The sequence below is a fragment of the Pseudomonas sp. NFACC32-1 genome (assembly GCF_900101215.1).
In the GTDB taxonomy this organism is placed as follows: domain Bacteria; phylum Pseudomonadota; class Gammaproteobacteria; order Pseudomonadales; family Pseudomonadaceae; genus Aquipseudomonas.
This window is the reverse complement of record NZ_FMUL01000001.1, coordinates 518,832-534,748: the sequence shown is the minus strand read 5'-3', so window position 1 is coordinate 534,748 and position 15,917 is coordinate 518,832. Positions and strand designations below refer to the sequence as shown.

Genomic DNA, 15,917 nt, shown 5'->3' with positions numbered 1-15,917 from the left:
TGCTGGATGTGCAGCGGCTTTCACGGTCGAGGCGCGCCCACCGAAAAGGGTCGAGGGTGCGCCTGGGTCAGGTGGCGGATCAGAACGCCAGTTTGAACCCGATCATTGCCAGCATCACCGCCAGGCACGGGCGCAGCAGCTCGTCGGAAATGCGTCCCGACAGATGACTGCCAAGGTAGATGCCGGGCAACGAGCCAACCAGCAGGAAGCCCAGGATGTGCCAGTCCATGTTGCCCATGCTCGCATGGCCGAGGCCGGCGACGAGGGTCAGTGGCACGGCGTGGGCGATTTCGGTGCCCACCAGGCGCCTGGTCACCAGGAACGGGTAAAGCACGAACAAGGCAACGGTACCCAGGGCGCCGGCACCGATGGAGGTCAACGCGACCATCGTGCCCAGCACCACGCCGGTGACGACTGTCAGCAGGTTGAGTCGCGAGCCGGTGGGATGGTAATGGCCGCCCGCGCGGTCATGGGCGAATTGCAGCAGGCGCTTCTTGAACAGAATCGCCAGGGCCGTGGCGAACAGTACGAACCCAAGGGCCTGCTTGATGATCGCATTCATCGCATCGGGAGAACTGTGCAGGGTGCTGAGAAACCACAGGGTCAGGCCCACCGCTGGCACGCTGCCCAACGTCAGCCAGCCCGTGATGGCCCAATCGATGTTGCGGTTCCTGGCGTGAACCAGGACGCCGCCAGACTTGGTGATGGCCGCATAAAGCAGATCCGTCCCCACCGCAGTCGCAGGGTTGATACCAAACCACAGCAGGATGGGGGTCATCAGCGAACCGCCACCCACGCCGGTCATTCCGACGATGAAGCCGACCACCAGGCCCGCTACGACTAAACCGACATTACCGAAATCCATCAACCCGTCTCAGCGCAACCGCGTGAAAAATCTGGCCGCGAGCATAGCGATTTTTCTTATAACCCCCTATATCGATGTGATCTATCTTTATGCCTTTTCTACCTATTGAACCGGTAGGAAATTGAGGAACAGCAGGCTCTGGGCATAGTTGAGGCCGATACGCCGGTACCGCTCGTCCAGCATTTGGGTCAGCAAATCCAGGCGCGCGACGATTTTCCCGAACTCCACAGCGAAACTCAGGTTGCTGCCCTCCTCCGAGATCTCGTTGGAAAACAGCAACAATTTGCCATCTTTATCCTGCCGCTGGCTCAACAGCCAGGTGGCTTTTTCGATGTTGCGCGCCGCGTTGCTGACAAAGCGCGGGTCAATGGTGTCGGTCATGTAGAACTCGAGCCGATTGCCATGGGCCGTCACCAGCATGCTGCCGATGGCGTAGATGAAGGCGCCGACCCGGTCGCCGAGAAACTCGGGGCTCATGGCATAGCTCAAGGCCGCCAGGTCCTTCTTTCCACCCAGGGTCGGCAATGGCTGCTGTTGCTCGATGGCCATGCGCACCTGCTTTTCCGCGCTGCGTGCGTCAAGGAAGCCGGACTTGCGCAATTCTTCAGGGTTGCGCAGGTACAGCTTGTTCATCAGCAGATACAGACTTTGCAGGTTGTCATGCATTGCCAGCGTCGCCATGCGATCGACGCTGGTCTGCAGAAACTCCTGGGGCTTGGTGTTGCTGAACTGCGTGACCATGTCCTGCCCCTGCTGATGACTGCAACCGACATTGGACAACGCCAGCGCACCGACCAGAAGCGCCGGGCAGCAACGTCGCAAGACCATCAGTGGGCAAAAAACACCGGCCATCGAATCTCGATCTGAGCATGGGGAGGCGGTGGGGCTCGCCGCTTCCTGGCCATGGATAGAGCGGCAAAAATCATAAAAGTGCGGTGCCCGGCGAAATCAGCTCAGTACGAGGAAAGCTGCGCGCACCTAATTAGTCTTACTTTTTAATTGAAAAATCCTGGTTAATGGCTATAAATCCTCTCTCAGCACGCAAATAGAAAGACTACTTAACAGAAAAACCTTCAGCGCTGTCCGACCAGTAACGGACTCGACGCGTTCAAAACAACAACAAAACCACAGGAAGGTCTCACCATGCTTGAATCCAGACATTTGCTCACGGCCCTCGGAGTCGCTCTGATGATCGCCACCCCTGCTTCCCAGGCCGCAGGCCTGACCAATGAACACGGCCCGTTCGGCAAGACCGATGATGGCTCTCCGGTCGAGAAGTATGTGCTGCGCAACAGCCATGGCATGCAAGCCACCGTGATCACCTACGGCGCAATACTCCAGTCGCTGGTCGTACCGGACAAAAACGGCAAGGCCGCCGACGTGGTACTCGGTTTCGACGACGTCCAGGGTTATCAGAAAAACGGCAGCGTGTATTTCGGCGCCACCATCGGCCGCTTCGGCAACCGCCTGGCCGATGGCGCCTTCGAGCTGGACGGCAAGCGTTACCAGGTACCGCAGAACGACCATGGCAATTCCCTGCACGGCGGGCCGCAAGGCTTCGACAAACGAGTGTGGAAGGCCGTGCCCAATGACGGCAAGGATTCGGTGGGGGTGACCCTCACGTACCTGTCGGCCGATGGCGAGATGGGCTTCCCCGGCGCGCTGAAGACCGACGTCACCTACAGCCTCAACGAACAGAACGAACTGCGTATCGACTACCAGGCCACCACCGACAAGCCCACGGTGCTGAACCTGACCAACCACAGCTACTTCAACCTCGCCGGGGCCGGAAACGGCGACATCCTCAAACAGGTGGCGACACTCCACGCCAGCCATTACACGCCCGTGACCGGCAAGCTCATCCCTACCGGTGAACTGGCCCCCGTGGCAGGCACCCCGATGGACTTCACCAAGCCCATCGCCATCGGCACCCATATCAAGGCTGACCATCCACAGCTCAAGTTCGCCGAACCGAAACAGGGTGGCTTCGACTTCAACTGGGTCCTGGACGCCAAGGGTGATGTGAGCAAACCGGCCGCCGATGTCTACGACCCGCAATCGGGACGGCGCCTGCAGCTCTATACCACCGAGCCTGGCGTACAGTTCTACACCAGCAACTTCCTCGACGGCACGGTCAAGGGCAAGCAAGGCAAGACCTACCCGCATTGGGGCGCGTTTACCCTGGAAACCCAGCACTTCCCCGACTCGCCCAACCAGCCGAATTTCCCTTCGACACGGCTCGATCCGGGCCAGACCTACACCCAGACCATGGTGCTGAAGTTCTCCGCCAAGTAAGCCGCCCCCCGATCGCTCCCACATCCGCCGCCTGGCGTGTGGGGGCGAGTCTCGCTGCGAAAGGGAATGGCGCAGGCCTCCCGTCGATCCACCAGAACACTTGGTCTATCCTGCTGCCACACGTCTGATGTTCAAGCACATAGGAGACAGGCATGAAGACTCTGGAGTTGGCTGGCGTGTCGGTACCCGTCATCGGCCAAGGCACCTGGCGCATGGGAGAGGAGCCGTCCCAGCACAAGAAGGAGGTCGCGGCCCTGCGCCTGGGCATCGAGCTGGGCATGACCCTGATCGACACAGCGGAAATGTATGCCGAGGGTGGCGCCGAGACGGTGGTGGGCGAAGCGATCACCGGCCTGCGGGACCAGGTGTTCCTGGTGAGCAAGGTCTACCCACACAACGCCAGCCGCAAGGGGATCCCCCTCGCCTGCGAACGCAGCCTGCGGCGGCTCGACACCGACTACATCGACCTCTACCTGCTGCACTGGCGCGGCCAGTATCCACTGGAAGAGACCGTCGAGGCCTTCGAACGCCTGCGCGAGGAAGGCAAGATCGGCCGCTGGGGCGTATCGAACTTCGACGTCGCGGACCTTGAGGAACTGGCCTCCCCTGCCTGCGCCACCAATCAAGTGCTGTACAACCTGCAAGAACGCGGCATCGAATACGACCTGCTGCCCTGGTGCCAGCGATCATCCATGCCGATCATGGCGTACTGCCCGGTCGGCCAGGGCGGACGTCTGCTCAAGGACCACACCCTGGCGCAGATCGCCGAGCGTCATGGGGCAACCCCGGCCCAGGTTGCCCTGGCCTGGTTACTGCGCCAGGACAACGTCATCGCCATCCCCAAGGCCGTGCAATCGGAACACGTGCGCCTGAACGCCGAAGCGGCGAACCTGAGGCTCGAACCCCAGGACTTCGCCGCCCTCGACCTGATCTTTGCGCAACCCCGAGGCAAGCAACGGCTGGCGATGGTTTGAAGCCAGGCTCTGGACGCAATTTTCATTGATCCTCTTTCGAAGGAACATTACCGCACCTGTTCCTTTTCCTGACTGACCGGTGGATGCAAGATGACGTTAGCGTTGCTGCTCGCCCTGTTTCCCATCGCACTGTTGATCGCCCTGGGGGCCTGGCTCAGGCAATCGGGCTTCCTGGCCGACAGTTTCTGGCCGCAGGCCGAACGCCTGGGTTACTACGTCTTGTTGCCATCGCTGTTCGTCCATGGCCTTGCCACCGCTCAACTGAGCGAGGTGCCGGTACGCGAGATGTTCGTGGCGCTGGTGGTGTCGACTGTCACGGTAGCGATGCTGCTGGCGGGTTCGAGGCGCCTGTTCCAAGGCACTGACGCGGCCTTTACCTCGGTGTTCCAGGGTGGCGTGCGCTTCAACAACTATGTCGGGGTCTCTGCGGCGGCAGGTTTGTTCGGCACCTCGGGCATTGCCTTGGCGGCGGTGGCGAATGCGGCGATCGTACCGACGGTGAATATCCTCTGCGTACTGATCTTCGCCCGTTTTGGCCCAGGCGGACGGCTACCGCTGAAGCGGGTGGCCAGGCAGTTGGCGACGAACCCGCTGATACTGGCGTGCGCGGCGGGCACCCTTCTGCAAGGCACCGGTACGGGGCTCCCGCCGGGAGCGGACGCCGTGCTCAAGGCGCTCGGCCAGGCCTCGCTGCCGCTGGGCCTGCTGTGTGTCGGGGCCGCCCTGGAACTGAAAACGGCCCGGGCCTGGCTCAAGCCCATCGGCATGTCCTCGTTCACCAAATTCATCATCATGCCGGCCGTGACCCTGATCGCGTGCCGCCTGGTTGGCCTGCAGGGCGACGCAGCGATTGCCGTGTTGCTGTTCCAGTCGCTGCCGACCGCCTCCTCGTCCTACATCATGGCCCGGCAAATGGGCGGTGATGCCCCATTGATGGCCGGCATCATCGCCGGCCAGACACTGATCGCCGCCCTTGCCCTGCCGGTCGCGGTGCTCACCCTTTCGCCCTGGGTGACAGGCAACGGCTGACTTCGCAACAGGTTTCATGACTCCCCTCCGAAATCCGGCGGCGCTGCTAGGCTGGACTTACCGGTACTCACAAAAACAATAGTCTGGGGAGAAATTCATGTTCACGACAGTCCGTCGATTCAGCCGTTGCATCTGCATTGCCGCAGCCCTTGGCGTCACCACGCTCGCCACACCGGCCCTTGCGCTGGACACCGTCAAGTTCATGGCCCCTGGCTCCGTGGGCGGGGGCTACGACCAGACCGCACGGATTCTCGGCAAGGCCCTGGTCGAGGCCAAAAGCGCCAAATCCGTCACCTTCGAAAACAAGGGGGGCGCCGGTGGCACCCTGGGCCTGGCGCAGTTCGCCAACGGCAGCAAGGGTGACCCCAACGCCCTGCTGGTGGTGGGCGCGATCATGGTCACGGCCGTGGAGCAGAACAAGCCCCAGATCACCCTCAAGGATGTGACCCCCATCGCCCGGCTGTTCACGGAGTACAACGTGCTTGCCGTCCGCCAGGACTCGCCCTACAAAAACCTCGCAGACCTGCTCAAGGACTTCAAGGCCAACCCTTCCAGCATCAAGTGGGGCGGCGGCTCCAAGGGCTCCATCGACCACATCGGCATCGCGGAACTGGCCGGCAAGATGGACGTCCCGGTCAACCAGGTGAACTACGTCGCCTACGCCGGTGGCGGCGAAGTGGTTGCCGCCACCTTGGGCGGACATATCACGGTGATCACCGGCGGGTACGCCGAGCTGGCCAAGTACGTGCAGTCCAAGCAGTTCCGCTTGCTGGCCATTGGCGCCCCCAACCGCGTAGAAGGCATCGATGCCCCCACCCTCAAGGAGAACGGCTATGACGTGGTCATCGGTAACTGGCGCGGTGTCTACGGCGCGGCAAACCTGACGCCGGCACAGCGCCAGGAAGTGACCGACGCGGTCATGGCCGCCACCCACAGCAATATCTGGCAGGAGAACATCAAGGCCAACGCCTGGACCCAGAGCATTCTGACCGGCGACGAATTCGGCAAATTCGTCGATGAGGAGCATGCCCGCCTGCGCGCCATGCTGGTCAAGGTCGGGCTGCTCTGACATGGCTCGTCCGAACGGGATTGTGCCGGCTCAACTGGCAATCGGCCTCGGCGTGATTGCCATTGGCTCGGTCCTGGCCATCGGCGCCTTGCGATTTCCCCCCGAAATGGGCTTCGTCATCCTCGGGGCCCACGTCTATCCCTGCGCCGTCGCCGCCTTCCTGGGCGGCGTGGGGGTGCTGCTGAGCTACCAGGCGATCACCGGGGGCTTTCGTGACCTGTCGACAGACAGCAAGGCCAGCGGTGCGCGGGTCGGCGCAAAGCCGGGAGCGGCCTGGGTGACCGCCGGCATCCTGGCCATCGCGCTGCTCATCGATGTCATCGGCTTCGTACTGGCCGCCGCCCTGCTGTTCGCCTGCGCCGCCCGTGGGTTCGGCAGCCGGCATCCCTTGCGCGACCTGGCCATCGGCATCGCCCTGACCTTGCCGATCTACTGGCTGTTCAACACCGGGCTGGGGGTCGCGCTGCCTCCCCTCGTCAACGCCTGGATCTGACCTGAGTCGAAGGAGATAACGCCGTGGATATTCTCTTGAGCCTGGCCTCGGGTTTCGCTTCGGCGCTGGACCCGGTTAACCTGGCATGGGGTTTCATCGGCTGCCTGCTGGGCACGGCCATCGGCGTGCTGCCAGGTATCGGACCGGCGCTGACGGTGGCCCTGCTGTTGCCGATTACCGCCAAGGTCGACCCTACCGGGGCCTTGATCATGTTCGCCGGGATCTACTACGGCGCCCAGTTCGGCGGCTCGACCACCTCCATCCTGCTCAATACCCCGGGGGAGTCGTCCTCCATGATCACCGCCCTGGAGGGCAACCTCATGGCCCGCAACGGGCGCGCGGGGCCCGCCCTGGCCACGGCCGCCATCGGCTCGTTCTTCGCCGGGACCGTCGCCACCGTGTTGCTGACCCTGTTCGCCCCCGTCGTGGCAACCCTGGCGCTGAGATTCGGGCCGGCGGAGTATTTCGCCATCCTGGTGCTGTCGTTCACCACGGTATCGGCGGTCCTGGGTGCGTCGATGCTGCGAGGTTTCGCGTCGCTGGGCATCGGCCTGACCATCGGCCTGATCGGCCTGGACTCGACCTCGGGCATCGCCCGCTACACCCTGGGTGTGCCCGAACTGGTCGATGGCATCGAAGTGGTCCTGGTGGCGGTTGGCCTGTTCGCCGTGGCCGAAGCCTTGTACAGCCTGCTCTATCAACAGGAAGAGTCCGCAGGGCGGCACCGCATGACATCGTTGTGGATGACCCGGGCCGACTGGAAACGCTCCGTCCCCGCCTGGATCAGGGGAACCCTGATCGGCTTTCCCTTTGGTTCCATCCCGGCCGGGGGCGCGGAAATCCCTACCTTCCTGTCCTATTCGGCGGAACGCAAGTTGAGCAAGCATCCGCAGGATTTCGCCGCCAGCAAGGGCCAGGGCGCCATCGAGGGCGTGGCCGGCCCCGAAGCGGCCAACAACGCCAGCGCCACGGGTTCGCTGGTTCCCCTGCTGACGCTGGGCATCCCCACCTCGGCCACCGCGGCGATATTGCTGGCAGCGTTCCAGAACTACAACCTGCAGCCGGGCCCGATGCTGTTCCAGACGTCCGGTGAGCTGGTCTGGACACTGGTGGCGTCGCTGTACATCGGCAACCTGATCCTGCTGGTGCTCAACCTTCCCCTGGTGGGGCTGTGGGTCAAGCTGTTGCAGATTCCCCGGCCTTATCTCAACGCGGGCATCCTGGTATTCGCCTCCATCGGCGTGTACGGCATGCGTCATTCCTCGTTCGACCTGCTGCTGATGCTGGCGATCGGTTGGGGCGGGGTGCTGATGCGGCGTTTCGATTTTCCCGTGGCGCCGGTCATCGTCGGCATGCTGCTGGGGCCGATGGCCGAGAAACAGCTGCGCAACGCGCTGTCCATCAGCCAGGGCGACTGGACGGTGTTCCTGACTCAACCCATTTCGGCCACCTTCCTTGCCCTGACCCTGTTGGTACTGGCGGTACCTCACCTGCTGCACATGCGCGGCATCCGCTTGCATGAGGACGACTGAGATGTCGTGTCGATTCGCGAATCCGCATCGTCCGGGCAGTCTGCTCAGAACAGCCCCATCTGCCCGCCCACCAGGGTCATGAAGTCATCCCCCACGAACGGCAGGATCGCATCCGCCACCGGTTGCAGTTGCTTGGTCACGTAGTGGTCGTAATCGATGGGCGCGCTACGGGTCTCCAGGGGCTCGGGACCGGCAACGGTGATGACATAGCTGATCCAGCCGCCGCTCTGGTATTGCCGCGGACGGCCCTGGCGCTCGTTATACTCGTCGGCGATGCGGGCGGCCCGAACGTGGGGCGGGACATTGCGCTCGTAGTCGTCCAGGGGGCGGCGCAGGCGCTTGCGGTAGACCAGCCGGTCATCGAACGCCCCGGCCAGCGTGCGCTGGACATAATCGCGCACGTAGTCCTGATACGGCTTGCGGTGGAAAATCCGCTCGTACAACTCTTGCTGGAATTGCCGGGCCAGGGGCGACCAGTCGGTGCGCACGGCCTCCAGCCCCTTGTAGACGATCTCGTCGCTGCCGTCGGCGCGGGTCACCAGACCGGCGTAGCGTTTCTTGCTGCCCTCCTCGGCCCCGCGGATCGTGGGCATGAGGAAACGCTTGAAATGGGTTTCGAACTGCAGCTCCAGCGCACTCTCCAGGCCGAACGTCTCACGCACATGCGCTTGCCACCACTGGTTGACGTAGGCCACCAGTTCCCGGCCGATGCTGGTCGCCTCCTCCTGATCGTGGGCACGGCGCAGCCAGACGAAGGTGGAATCGGTATCACCGTAGATCACCACATGCCCTCGGGCTTCGATCAACTGCCGGGTCTGCTGCATGATCTGGTGGCCGCGCAAGGTAATGGACGAGGCCAGCCGCGGATCGAAGAAGCGACAGCCACTGGAACCGAGCACCCCGTAGAAAGCGTTCATGATGATCTTCAAGGCCTGGGACAACGGCGCGTTGTGTTCGCGCTTGGCGGTTTCCCGGCCTTCGGCGACCCGCGCCACGATGGACGGCAGGCAATGGCGGGTGCGCGAGAACCGGGCGCCGCGAAAGCCCGGGACCGACTCGCTATCGTCGGGGTGGCGCAGGCCTTCGATCAAGCCCACCGGGTCGATGAGGAAGGTGCGGATGATCGACGGATACAGGCTCTTGTAGTCCAGCACCAGGACCGACTCATAGAGTCCCGGCTGGGAATCCATCACGAAGCCGCCCGGACTGGCCTCGGGCGGACGCTGGCCAAGATTCGGCGCAACGAACCCCTGGCGGTGCATCAGCGGCATGTACAAGTGCGTGAAGGCCGCCACCGAACCGCCGCTGCGATCCGCCGGCAGGCCGGTGACGCTGGCGCGCTCCAGCAGGAACTTGAGCAGTTCGGTCCTGGCGAAAATCCGCGTCACCAGCTCGCAGTCCTTGAGGTTGTAGCGGGCCAGGGCCGGTTTGTCCTCGGCGAACATGCGATTGATCTCGTCCATGCGCTGATAGGGGTTATCGATGGACTTGCCCTCCCCCAACAGCGTCTGGGCGACATTTTCCAGGCTGAACGAGGGGAAACTCCAGGTCGCCGAACGCAGGGACTCGATGCCGTCGATGATCAGTCGTCCGGCCGCCGAGGCAAAGAAGTGATTGTTGCGCGCACCGTGTTCGCGCCATTGCATCTCTTCCCCGCCTCGCCCCAGGCGCAACGGCACGGCCAGCCGCCGGGCATGCTCATGCAACACACGAAGATCGAACTGCACCAGGTTCCAGCCGATGATCGCGTCGGGGTCGAAGCGAGCGAACCAGTCATTGAGCCTCTTGAGCAGCAGCGTGCGGGACTCGCAGTATTCAAGCTGGAAGTCCACGCCACTGTCATCGCCATTGGGCGGGCCGAGCATGTACACCTGTCGTTCGCCGCAGCCTTGCAGCGCGATGGAATAGAGCTCGCCCTGGGCGGTGGTTTCGATGTCCAGGGACACCAGGCGCAAGGTGGGACGGTATTGCGCGGCCGGCTTCATCTGCGCATCGAGCAGCAGGCCGTCGGCACTCGGCGTGCCGCCGAACCAGACCGGCGCGGTGATGAAGCGCTCCATCAGGTAGCGCTCCGGCGGCCGGATGTCGGCCTCGAACACCTCCACGCCGGCACGACGCAGGGTGGTATCGAGCCGCATCAACTGGGCGTGTTGCCGGCAATACAGGCCCAGCACCGGGCGATGCTCGAAATCCAGCAGATCGAGAGGGCGCAATTCGACGTCCTTCTCTCCCTGCAGCAGCGCTTGCGCCTGCCCCCCCTGGACCTGCGGCACGAACGCCACCGACGGCTGCATCGCCAGGCGCACGCGCCGGGGGCCGGCGTCGGTCGCCAGCCAGAACTCGACTTCGGTGCCGGCCGGGGTATCGCGCCAATGCCGGGTCAGGACGAAGCCCTGCTGTAAATCCACCGCTGCAACCTCGAATCATGCGTGTAGCCGGATTCTACCTGTGGCGAGGGGATTTATCCCCTCGCCACAATGGCGCAAGGACAGGCGAATTCACCGGCCATGACGCTTTTGGACGATTGGCCGCCGCTTTATCGCTTGCTCTGCGTCGTTGGGTCTACGATTCTTTAAGCACTGAACGAAAAGTGCCCGCGCAACTTTTCCGAACCCCATTACCCGCACAAGAACAACACCCGAGGCCCGCCATGAAAACCGTCGCACAGTTGCTCCGGATGAAAGACGAGAAGAACCAGCAAGTACACACCGTCTCCCCGGACGACATGGTGTTGCAGGCCCTGATGCGCATGGCCGAAAAGAATGTCGGCGCCTTGCTGGTGGTGAAGAACGACGAAGTGCTGGGCATCATCAGCGAGCGCGACTATGCGCGCAAAATGGTCCTGCATGGCCGCTCATCGGTGGGCACCCGGGTGAGCGAGATCATGGTGTCGCCCGTGATCACCATCGACCCGCACCAGAACGTCGAGACCTGCCTGAGCATCATGACCGAGAAGCACCTGCGGCACTTGCCGGTGGTGGAGGATGGCAAGCTCGTCGGCCTGCTCTCCATCGGCGACCTGGTCAAGGAAGCCATTGCCGAACAGGCCGATCTGATTCGCCAGCTGGAACAGTACATTCGCGGCGAATGACTTCGGCCTTGCGGGTTGCTCGTGCTCGATGACCATCTATAGTCTAGAGAATTTCTGCCGAGCATCCCGATGGCCGATACCCAGCGATTGATCATCTGCGAACATTGCGATGCGGTATACGAGCCGGTGGTGCTCGTCGCGCACCAGAAAGCCTCGTGCGTGCGATGTGGCGCGGTGATCCAGCGCTACAACAGCCTGACCGTCGAAAAACGCCTGGCCTTGAGCATCACGGCGGCGGTGCTGTGGGCGTTCGCCAACATCTATCCGGTGATGAGCATTCGTCTCCAGGGCCTGAGCAACAGCGCTACCCTGTGGGACTCCATCGTAGCCCTGAGCCAGGGACCGATTGCCTTCATCGCCCTGGTGACGGCGGTGGCGATCATCGTCGCCCCGGCCTTCCAGTTGGCGCTTTTGCTCTGGGTACTGGGCTACGCCCATGCCAATCGACGGGCGCCCGGTTTCAACCTGTGCATGCGCGGCCTGGAAACCTTGCGGCCATGGAGCATGCTCGAGGTCTGCCTGCTGGGTGCGCTGGTGGCGGTGATCAAGCTCGCCGGGATACTGGATGTGTTACCCGGCATCGGCCTGTTCGCCCTGGCGGCCCTGAGCCTGTTGATCATCCGGATCGCCGGTCGCGATGTCCGCGACCTGTGGGACAGCCTGTGAACGGCGCACCACGTCAGACACCGCCCATGGCGGCCGACCTGAACCTGTGCCTGTGCCACGGCTGCGGCCTGGCCTGCGACATGAGCGACGAGCCCGAGCGCTGCCCGCGTTGCGATGCCGTCCTGCATCGACGCAAACCCGACGCCCTCACCCGCACCTGGGCCTATATGCTGGCAGCGATGGTGTTCTATATTCCGGCCAACATGCTGCCGGTGATGAATACCCGGATGCTCGGGGACGGTGCCGACAGCACGATCATCAGCGGTGTCATCGAGTTCTGGCACAGCGGTGCCTGGGACATTGCCCTGATCATCTTCATTGCCAGCATCGCCGTGCCGGGTATCAAGTTCGTGGTGCTCACGCTGCTGCTGGTCACCGTGCAACGACGCAGCGACTGGGCCCAGGTGCAGCGGGCCAAGCTGTACCGCCTGGTGGAAGTCATCGGCTACTGGTCCATGCTCGATGTGCTGGTGGTGGCGTTGGTGGCCGCGCTGGTGAAGTTCCAGGCCTTGAGCGATATCGAACCGCGACCGGGGATCCTGTTCTTCGGCCTCGTGGTGCTGTTTACCATGCTGTCGGCCATGAGTTTCGACCCGCGGCTGATCTGGGATACCCCATCGAACGAGGAGGCCATGGATGAAGTCGCAAGTCACTGACGGACAGACGCCGGCACCGGGCCGCGGCCATGTCACCACCCGACGCTGGTCGGTGTCGCTGGTCTGGATCGTGCCGATCATCGCAGTGCTGGTGGGGGTATCGCTGGTGGTCCATAACTGGCTGCAGGAAGGCCCGACCATCACCATCACCTTCAAGACCGGCGAAGGCCTGACCGCCAACAAGACCCCGGTGAAATACCGCAACGTGGTCATCGGCCAGGTCACCGATGTGCAACTGAGCGAAGACCAGAAAAATGTCACCGCCACGGTCAAGCTCAACAAGACAGCCGAGACCTTCACCCACGAAGACTCGGTGTTCTGGGTCGTACGGCCGCGGATCGGTGCGGGCGGCATTTCCGGGATAGACACCTTGCTGTCCGGGGATTTCATCGGGGCCGACGCGGGTCATTCGAAAGTGCGCGCCAAGTCGTTCATCGGTCTGGAGGCACCGCCACCGATCACCTACGGCGAACCGGGCAAGCGTTTCACCCTGCACTCCCAGGACCTCGGTTCCCTGGACATCGGCTCGCCGGTGTACCTGCGCAAGATCCCGGTGGGCCAGGTGGTGTCCTACGCCCTGGACGCCGAAGGCAAGGGCGTCGACATCGAGGTGTTCATCAATGCGCCGAACGACGCCTACGTCACCGAAAACACCCGGTTCTGGAATGTCAGCGGCGTTGACCTGAACGTGGGCGCCAACGGCTTCGCCGTCAGGACCGAGTCGCTCTCGGCATTGCTGGTAGGAGGCATCGCCTTCAGGGCTCCCGAATACAGCCCCAACGATACGCCGGCCGCCGAAAACAAGAACTTCGAGCTGTTCGCCGACCAGCAAAGCGCCCTGGCGCCGCCCAGTGGCAAGCCACAATACCTGGCCCTGCGCTTCGACCAGGCGCTGCGCGGCCTGCGGGTCAACGCGCCGGTCGAATTCCTTGGCGTGGAGGTTGGCCGGGTGGTCGCCATCAACCTGGATTTCGACGAGAAGCAGCGCAGCTTTCCCATCAACGTCGGCGTGGTGATCTATCCCCAGCGCCTGGGCAAAGCCCACGAGAAGCTGCTCAAGGCACTCAATCACAACCCCGAGGACGAAGCCGCATCAGCCCGCCTGATGGGCAGCTTCGTCGAACGAGGGCTGCGCGCCCAGGCCCGCAGCGGCAATTTGCTGACCGGGCAGTTGTACATCTCGCTGGATTTCTACCCCAAGGCCGAAAAAGTCGCGTTCGACCCTTCCGCCCGTCCGATCCGCATCCCCACCATCCCCGGCAGCCTGCAGCAATTGCAGGAACAACTGCAGTCGGTGGTCGAACGGATCGACAAGTTGCCGCTGGAAAGCATCGCCAGCAACCTGGATGGCAACCTGGTGGAACTGCGCAAAGGCCTGGCCCAGTTCAACAGCAAGACCTTGCCAAGCGTGCAGAACACCTTGCAGGACGTGAGCAAGACCCTGCAATCGGCCAACTCCACCCTGGCCGAGGATTCGCCGCAACGCGAGCAACTGACCCAGACCCTGGACGACCTGGGGCGCATGTCACGCTCGCTGCGTGAACTGTCCGACTACCTGAGCCGCCACCCCGAATCGCTGCTGCGCGGCCGTCCCAAGGATGCCCCGGCGCAGAACCTCAGGTTGCCGGTGAACGAATGACTACAGGAGCCCGCCCCATGCCGTCGATGCTGAAACTCACCGTGGTTGCCGTGGCGCTGCTGCTCGGTGCCTGTCGCAGCGACCCGGTTCATTACCACACGCTGAGCCCGGCCCAGCCGATGAGCCAACGGCACGCCCAGGTGGATATCCGCCTCGAACAGGTCAGCGTTCCGCCCCAGGTGGATCGCACCCAGATGGTCATTCGCCAGGGCAACAGCGGGCTGGCGATCCTGGAAACCGAATGGTGGGGGGCCAGCCTGGCGGACGAGTTGCGCAGCAGCCTGGAGGAACAGTTGAGCAACCCTGGCGCGCCCAAGGGACTGCTGCGGGTGGACGTGCAACGCTTCGATTCGATTCCTGGCCAATACGCCCGAATGGATGTGCAATGGCGCTTGCGCAGCCCAGGCAACGAGAACCCTGCGCTCATCTGCCGCAGCTCCCTGCAGACCCCTGCGGGAAACACCATCGACGATCTGGTGATTGCCCACCAGAACAACATCCGCCAATTCGTCGACCTGGTCGTGCGGGCGGTGAACCTCCAAGCCTGCCCATGAGCGGATGAAGCGCCTGGTTCCCGGGCCGCAAGCCTGCTTTCTTACGGCCAGTGCAACGACAGTACCGGCGCAATGCGCGGATGCTGGTCGATGCGCTCAAGTACCCCATGGAACTCAGGTCGCATGTCGCGCATGGCCTCCCGCGTTCCGACCCACTTGGTGATGACTGCGGCAAGAATGTCCAGTGCCCCCGGCTCGGCACCGCTGAAGTACGGCTGCGCCGCAAACTGGTCGGCAAACAGCGCCCAGTTGCGATACAGGCGTTGGCGGGTGCCCGTCACCAATTGCTGCCGGGTCGCCTCGTCCGCTTCGGTGAGCCAACGCTGCGGGAAATCGATGATGCCAATGGGCGTGTAGCAATTGGCGGCGATATAGACCAGGCCCCGTATGGCTTGAGCACGCGCCATCGGCTCCTGGGGCAGCAGCTTCGAGTCCGCAAAGGTCAGCCCCAGGTGAATCAGAATCGCCGCAGCCTCGGTCAGCACCGAGCCATCCGGCAATTGCAGGGTGGGCACCTGTTTCTGTGGGTTCAACGCCTCGAGTCGCTTTGTCGCCTCGTTGTCTTCGGTCGAATAGGCATCGATCCGCCGATAAGGCACGCCACACAGGTTCAACGCGACTTCCACGGCCGAGGAACCGGATTGTCTGTGGCCGAATAACTGATACATGAGCCTGCCTCCTGGAAGGGTTCAGTCGATAGAGCATTTCGGGTCATGGGATGTTCCACCTCGCGGACGACCTGCCTATCCAACCGCCAGGTATCACCGCCATCGATGTTCACCATCATGTCAATGAAGTTCTCTTGATGATTGCCCGGCGCAACAATGGCTCCACACCAACCCACTGCACCCCCGGAGCACACCATCATGAAACGCCAAGTCATCCTCAGCCTCGCTTTTTCGGTCCTGGCAGCCAACGCATTCGCCGCCTCTTCCCACCCGATCGTTGCCGAAGGCGGCTCTGATCGACTGATTGAAAACCGCGTTGCCGAAGGTGGTTCCGACCGCCTGATCGAGAACCGCGTCGCCGAAGGTGGCTCCGACCGCCTGATCGA

15 protein-coding genes and 1 pseudogene are annotated in these 15,917 nt (G+C 63.0%); 12 read left to right on the top strand and 4 right to left on the bottom strand.

Annotation, left to right across the window (positions count from 1 at the left end; all coding sequences use genetic code 11):
• Nucleotides 1-79: 79 nt before the first annotated feature.
• Nucleotides 80-865, bottom strand: a complete 786-nt coding sequence (locus BLP99_RS02360; RefSeq protein ID WP_072394210.1) for a sulfite exporter TauE/SafE family protein — start codon at nt 863-865, stop codon at nt 80-82.
• 102 nt (nt 866-967) lie between these two features.
• Nucleotides 968-1,693, bottom strand: coding sequence for a hypothetical protein (locus BLP99_RS02355; protein WP_231991149.1), 726 nt, complete (start codon nt 1,691-1,693; stop codon nt 968-970).
• A gap of 315 nt (nt 1,694-2,008) precedes the next feature.
• Between BLP99_RS02355 and BLP99_RS02350 the strand changes: the two genes are divergently transcribed.
• The 6 genes from BLP99_RS02350 to BLP99_RS02325 all read left to right on the top strand — a co-directional run bounded on the left by BLP99_RS02350 (nt 2,009) and on the right by BLP99_RS02325 (nt 8,257).
• The gene (locus tag BLP99_RS02350; protein WP_072394203.1) at nt 2,009-3,160 is read left to right on the top strand and encodes an aldose epimerase family protein; all 1,152 of its coding nucleotides are present in this window, start codon (nt 2,009-2,011) and stop codon (nt 3,158-3,160) included.
• Nucleotides 3,161-3,312: 152 nt separating this feature from the next.
• Entirely contained in the window at nt 3,313-4,134 is an 822-nt protein-coding gene (locus BLP99_RS02345; RefSeq protein ID WP_072394200.1) for an aldo/keto reductase, read from the top strand.
• Between the two features lie 90 nt (nt 4,135-4,224).
• Nucleotides 4,225-5,163, top strand: a complete 939-nt coding sequence (locus BLP99_RS02340; RefSeq protein WP_092179600.1) for an AEC family transporter — start codon at nt 4,225-4,227, stop codon at nt 5,161-5,163.
• A gap of 97 nt (nt 5,164-5,260) precedes the next feature.
• Nucleotides 5,261-6,232: a Bug family tripartite tricarboxylate transporter substrate binding protein gene (locus tag BLP99_RS02335; protein WP_072394194.1), complete on the top strand. Its 972-nt coding sequence runs from the start codon at nt 5,261-5,263 to the stop codon at nt 6,230-6,232.
• 1 nt (nt 6,233) lies between these two features.
• Nucleotides 6,234-6,725 (top strand): tripartite tricarboxylate transporter TctB family protein, encoded by a 492-nt coding sequence (locus BLP99_RS02330; protein WP_072394190.1) that lies wholly within the window; start codon nt 6,234-6,236, stop codon nt 6,723-6,725.
• 23 nt (nt 6,726-6,748) lie between these two features.
• Complete coding sequence (locus BLP99_RS02325; RefSeq protein ID WP_072394187.1) at nt 6,749-8,257, top strand: tripartite tricarboxylate transporter permease; 1,509 nt, start codon at nt 6,749-6,751, stop codon at nt 8,255-8,257.
• A gap of 44 nt (nt 8,258-8,301) precedes the next feature.
• Here BLP99_RS02325 and BLP99_RS02320 read toward each other — a convergent pair whose 3' ends face one another.
• Nucleotides 8,302-10,665 carry a DNA polymerase II gene (locus BLP99_RS02320; protein ID WP_072394184.1) on the bottom strand — a complete coding sequence of 788 codons (2,364 nt, stop codon included), beginning with the start codon at nt 10,663-10,665 and terminating at the stop codon, nt 8,302-8,304.
• 242 nt (nt 10,666-10,907) lie between these two features.
• On the opposite strand from BLP99_RS02320, the gene BLP99_RS02315 reads away from it, so the two are divergent.
• The 5 genes from BLP99_RS02315 to BLP99_RS02295 all read left to right on the top strand — a co-directional run bounded on the left by BLP99_RS02315 (nt 10,908) and on the right by BLP99_RS02295 (nt 14,863).
• Nucleotides 10,908-11,348, top strand: coding sequence for a CBS domain-containing protein (locus tag BLP99_RS02315; protein ID WP_053154498.1), 441 nt, complete (start codon nt 10,908-10,910; stop codon nt 11,346-11,348).
• A 69-nt stretch (nt 11,349-11,417) separates the two neighbouring features.
• Nucleotides 11,418-12,014 carry a paraquat-inducible protein A gene (locus BLP99_RS02310; RefSeq protein WP_072394182.1) on the top strand — a complete coding sequence of 199 codons (597 nt, stop codon included), beginning with the start codon at nt 11,418-11,420 and terminating at the stop codon, nt 12,012-12,014.
• Between the two features lie 26 nt (nt 12,015-12,040).
• The gene (locus BLP99_RS02305; RefSeq protein ID WP_072394169.1) at nt 12,041-12,670 is read left to right on the top strand and encodes a paraquat-inducible protein A; all 630 of its coding nucleotides are present in this window, start codon (nt 12,041-12,043) and stop codon (nt 12,668-12,670) included.
• A complete protein-coding gene (locus BLP99_RS02300) occupies nt 12,651-14,309 on the top strand; it encodes a PqiB family protein (protein WP_072394166.1) in 1,659 nt (552 codons plus the stop codon). The genes BLP99_RS02305 and BLP99_RS02300 overlap by 20 nt, the downstream gene beginning before the upstream one ends.
• Before the next feature lie 17 nt (nt 14,310-14,326).
• Complete coding sequence (locus BLP99_RS02295; RefSeq protein WP_072430416.1) at nt 14,327-14,863, top strand: PqiC family protein; 537 nt, start codon at nt 14,327-14,329, stop codon at nt 14,861-14,863.
• 41 nt (nt 14,864-14,904) lie between these two features.
• Here BLP99_RS02295 and BLP99_RS02290 read toward each other — a convergent pair whose 3' ends face one another.
• A complete protein-coding gene (locus BLP99_RS02290; RefSeq protein WP_072394160.1) occupies nt 14,905-15,531 on the bottom strand; it encodes a glutathione S-transferase family protein in 627 nt (208 codons plus the stop codon).
• A gap of 198 nt (nt 15,532-15,729) precedes the next feature.
• On the opposite strand from BLP99_RS02290, the pseudogene BLP99_RS02285 reads away from it, so the two are divergent.
• Nucleotides 15,730-15,917 (top strand): annotated as a pseudogene (locus BLP99_RS02285) (phage infection protein); the annotation flags it as partial.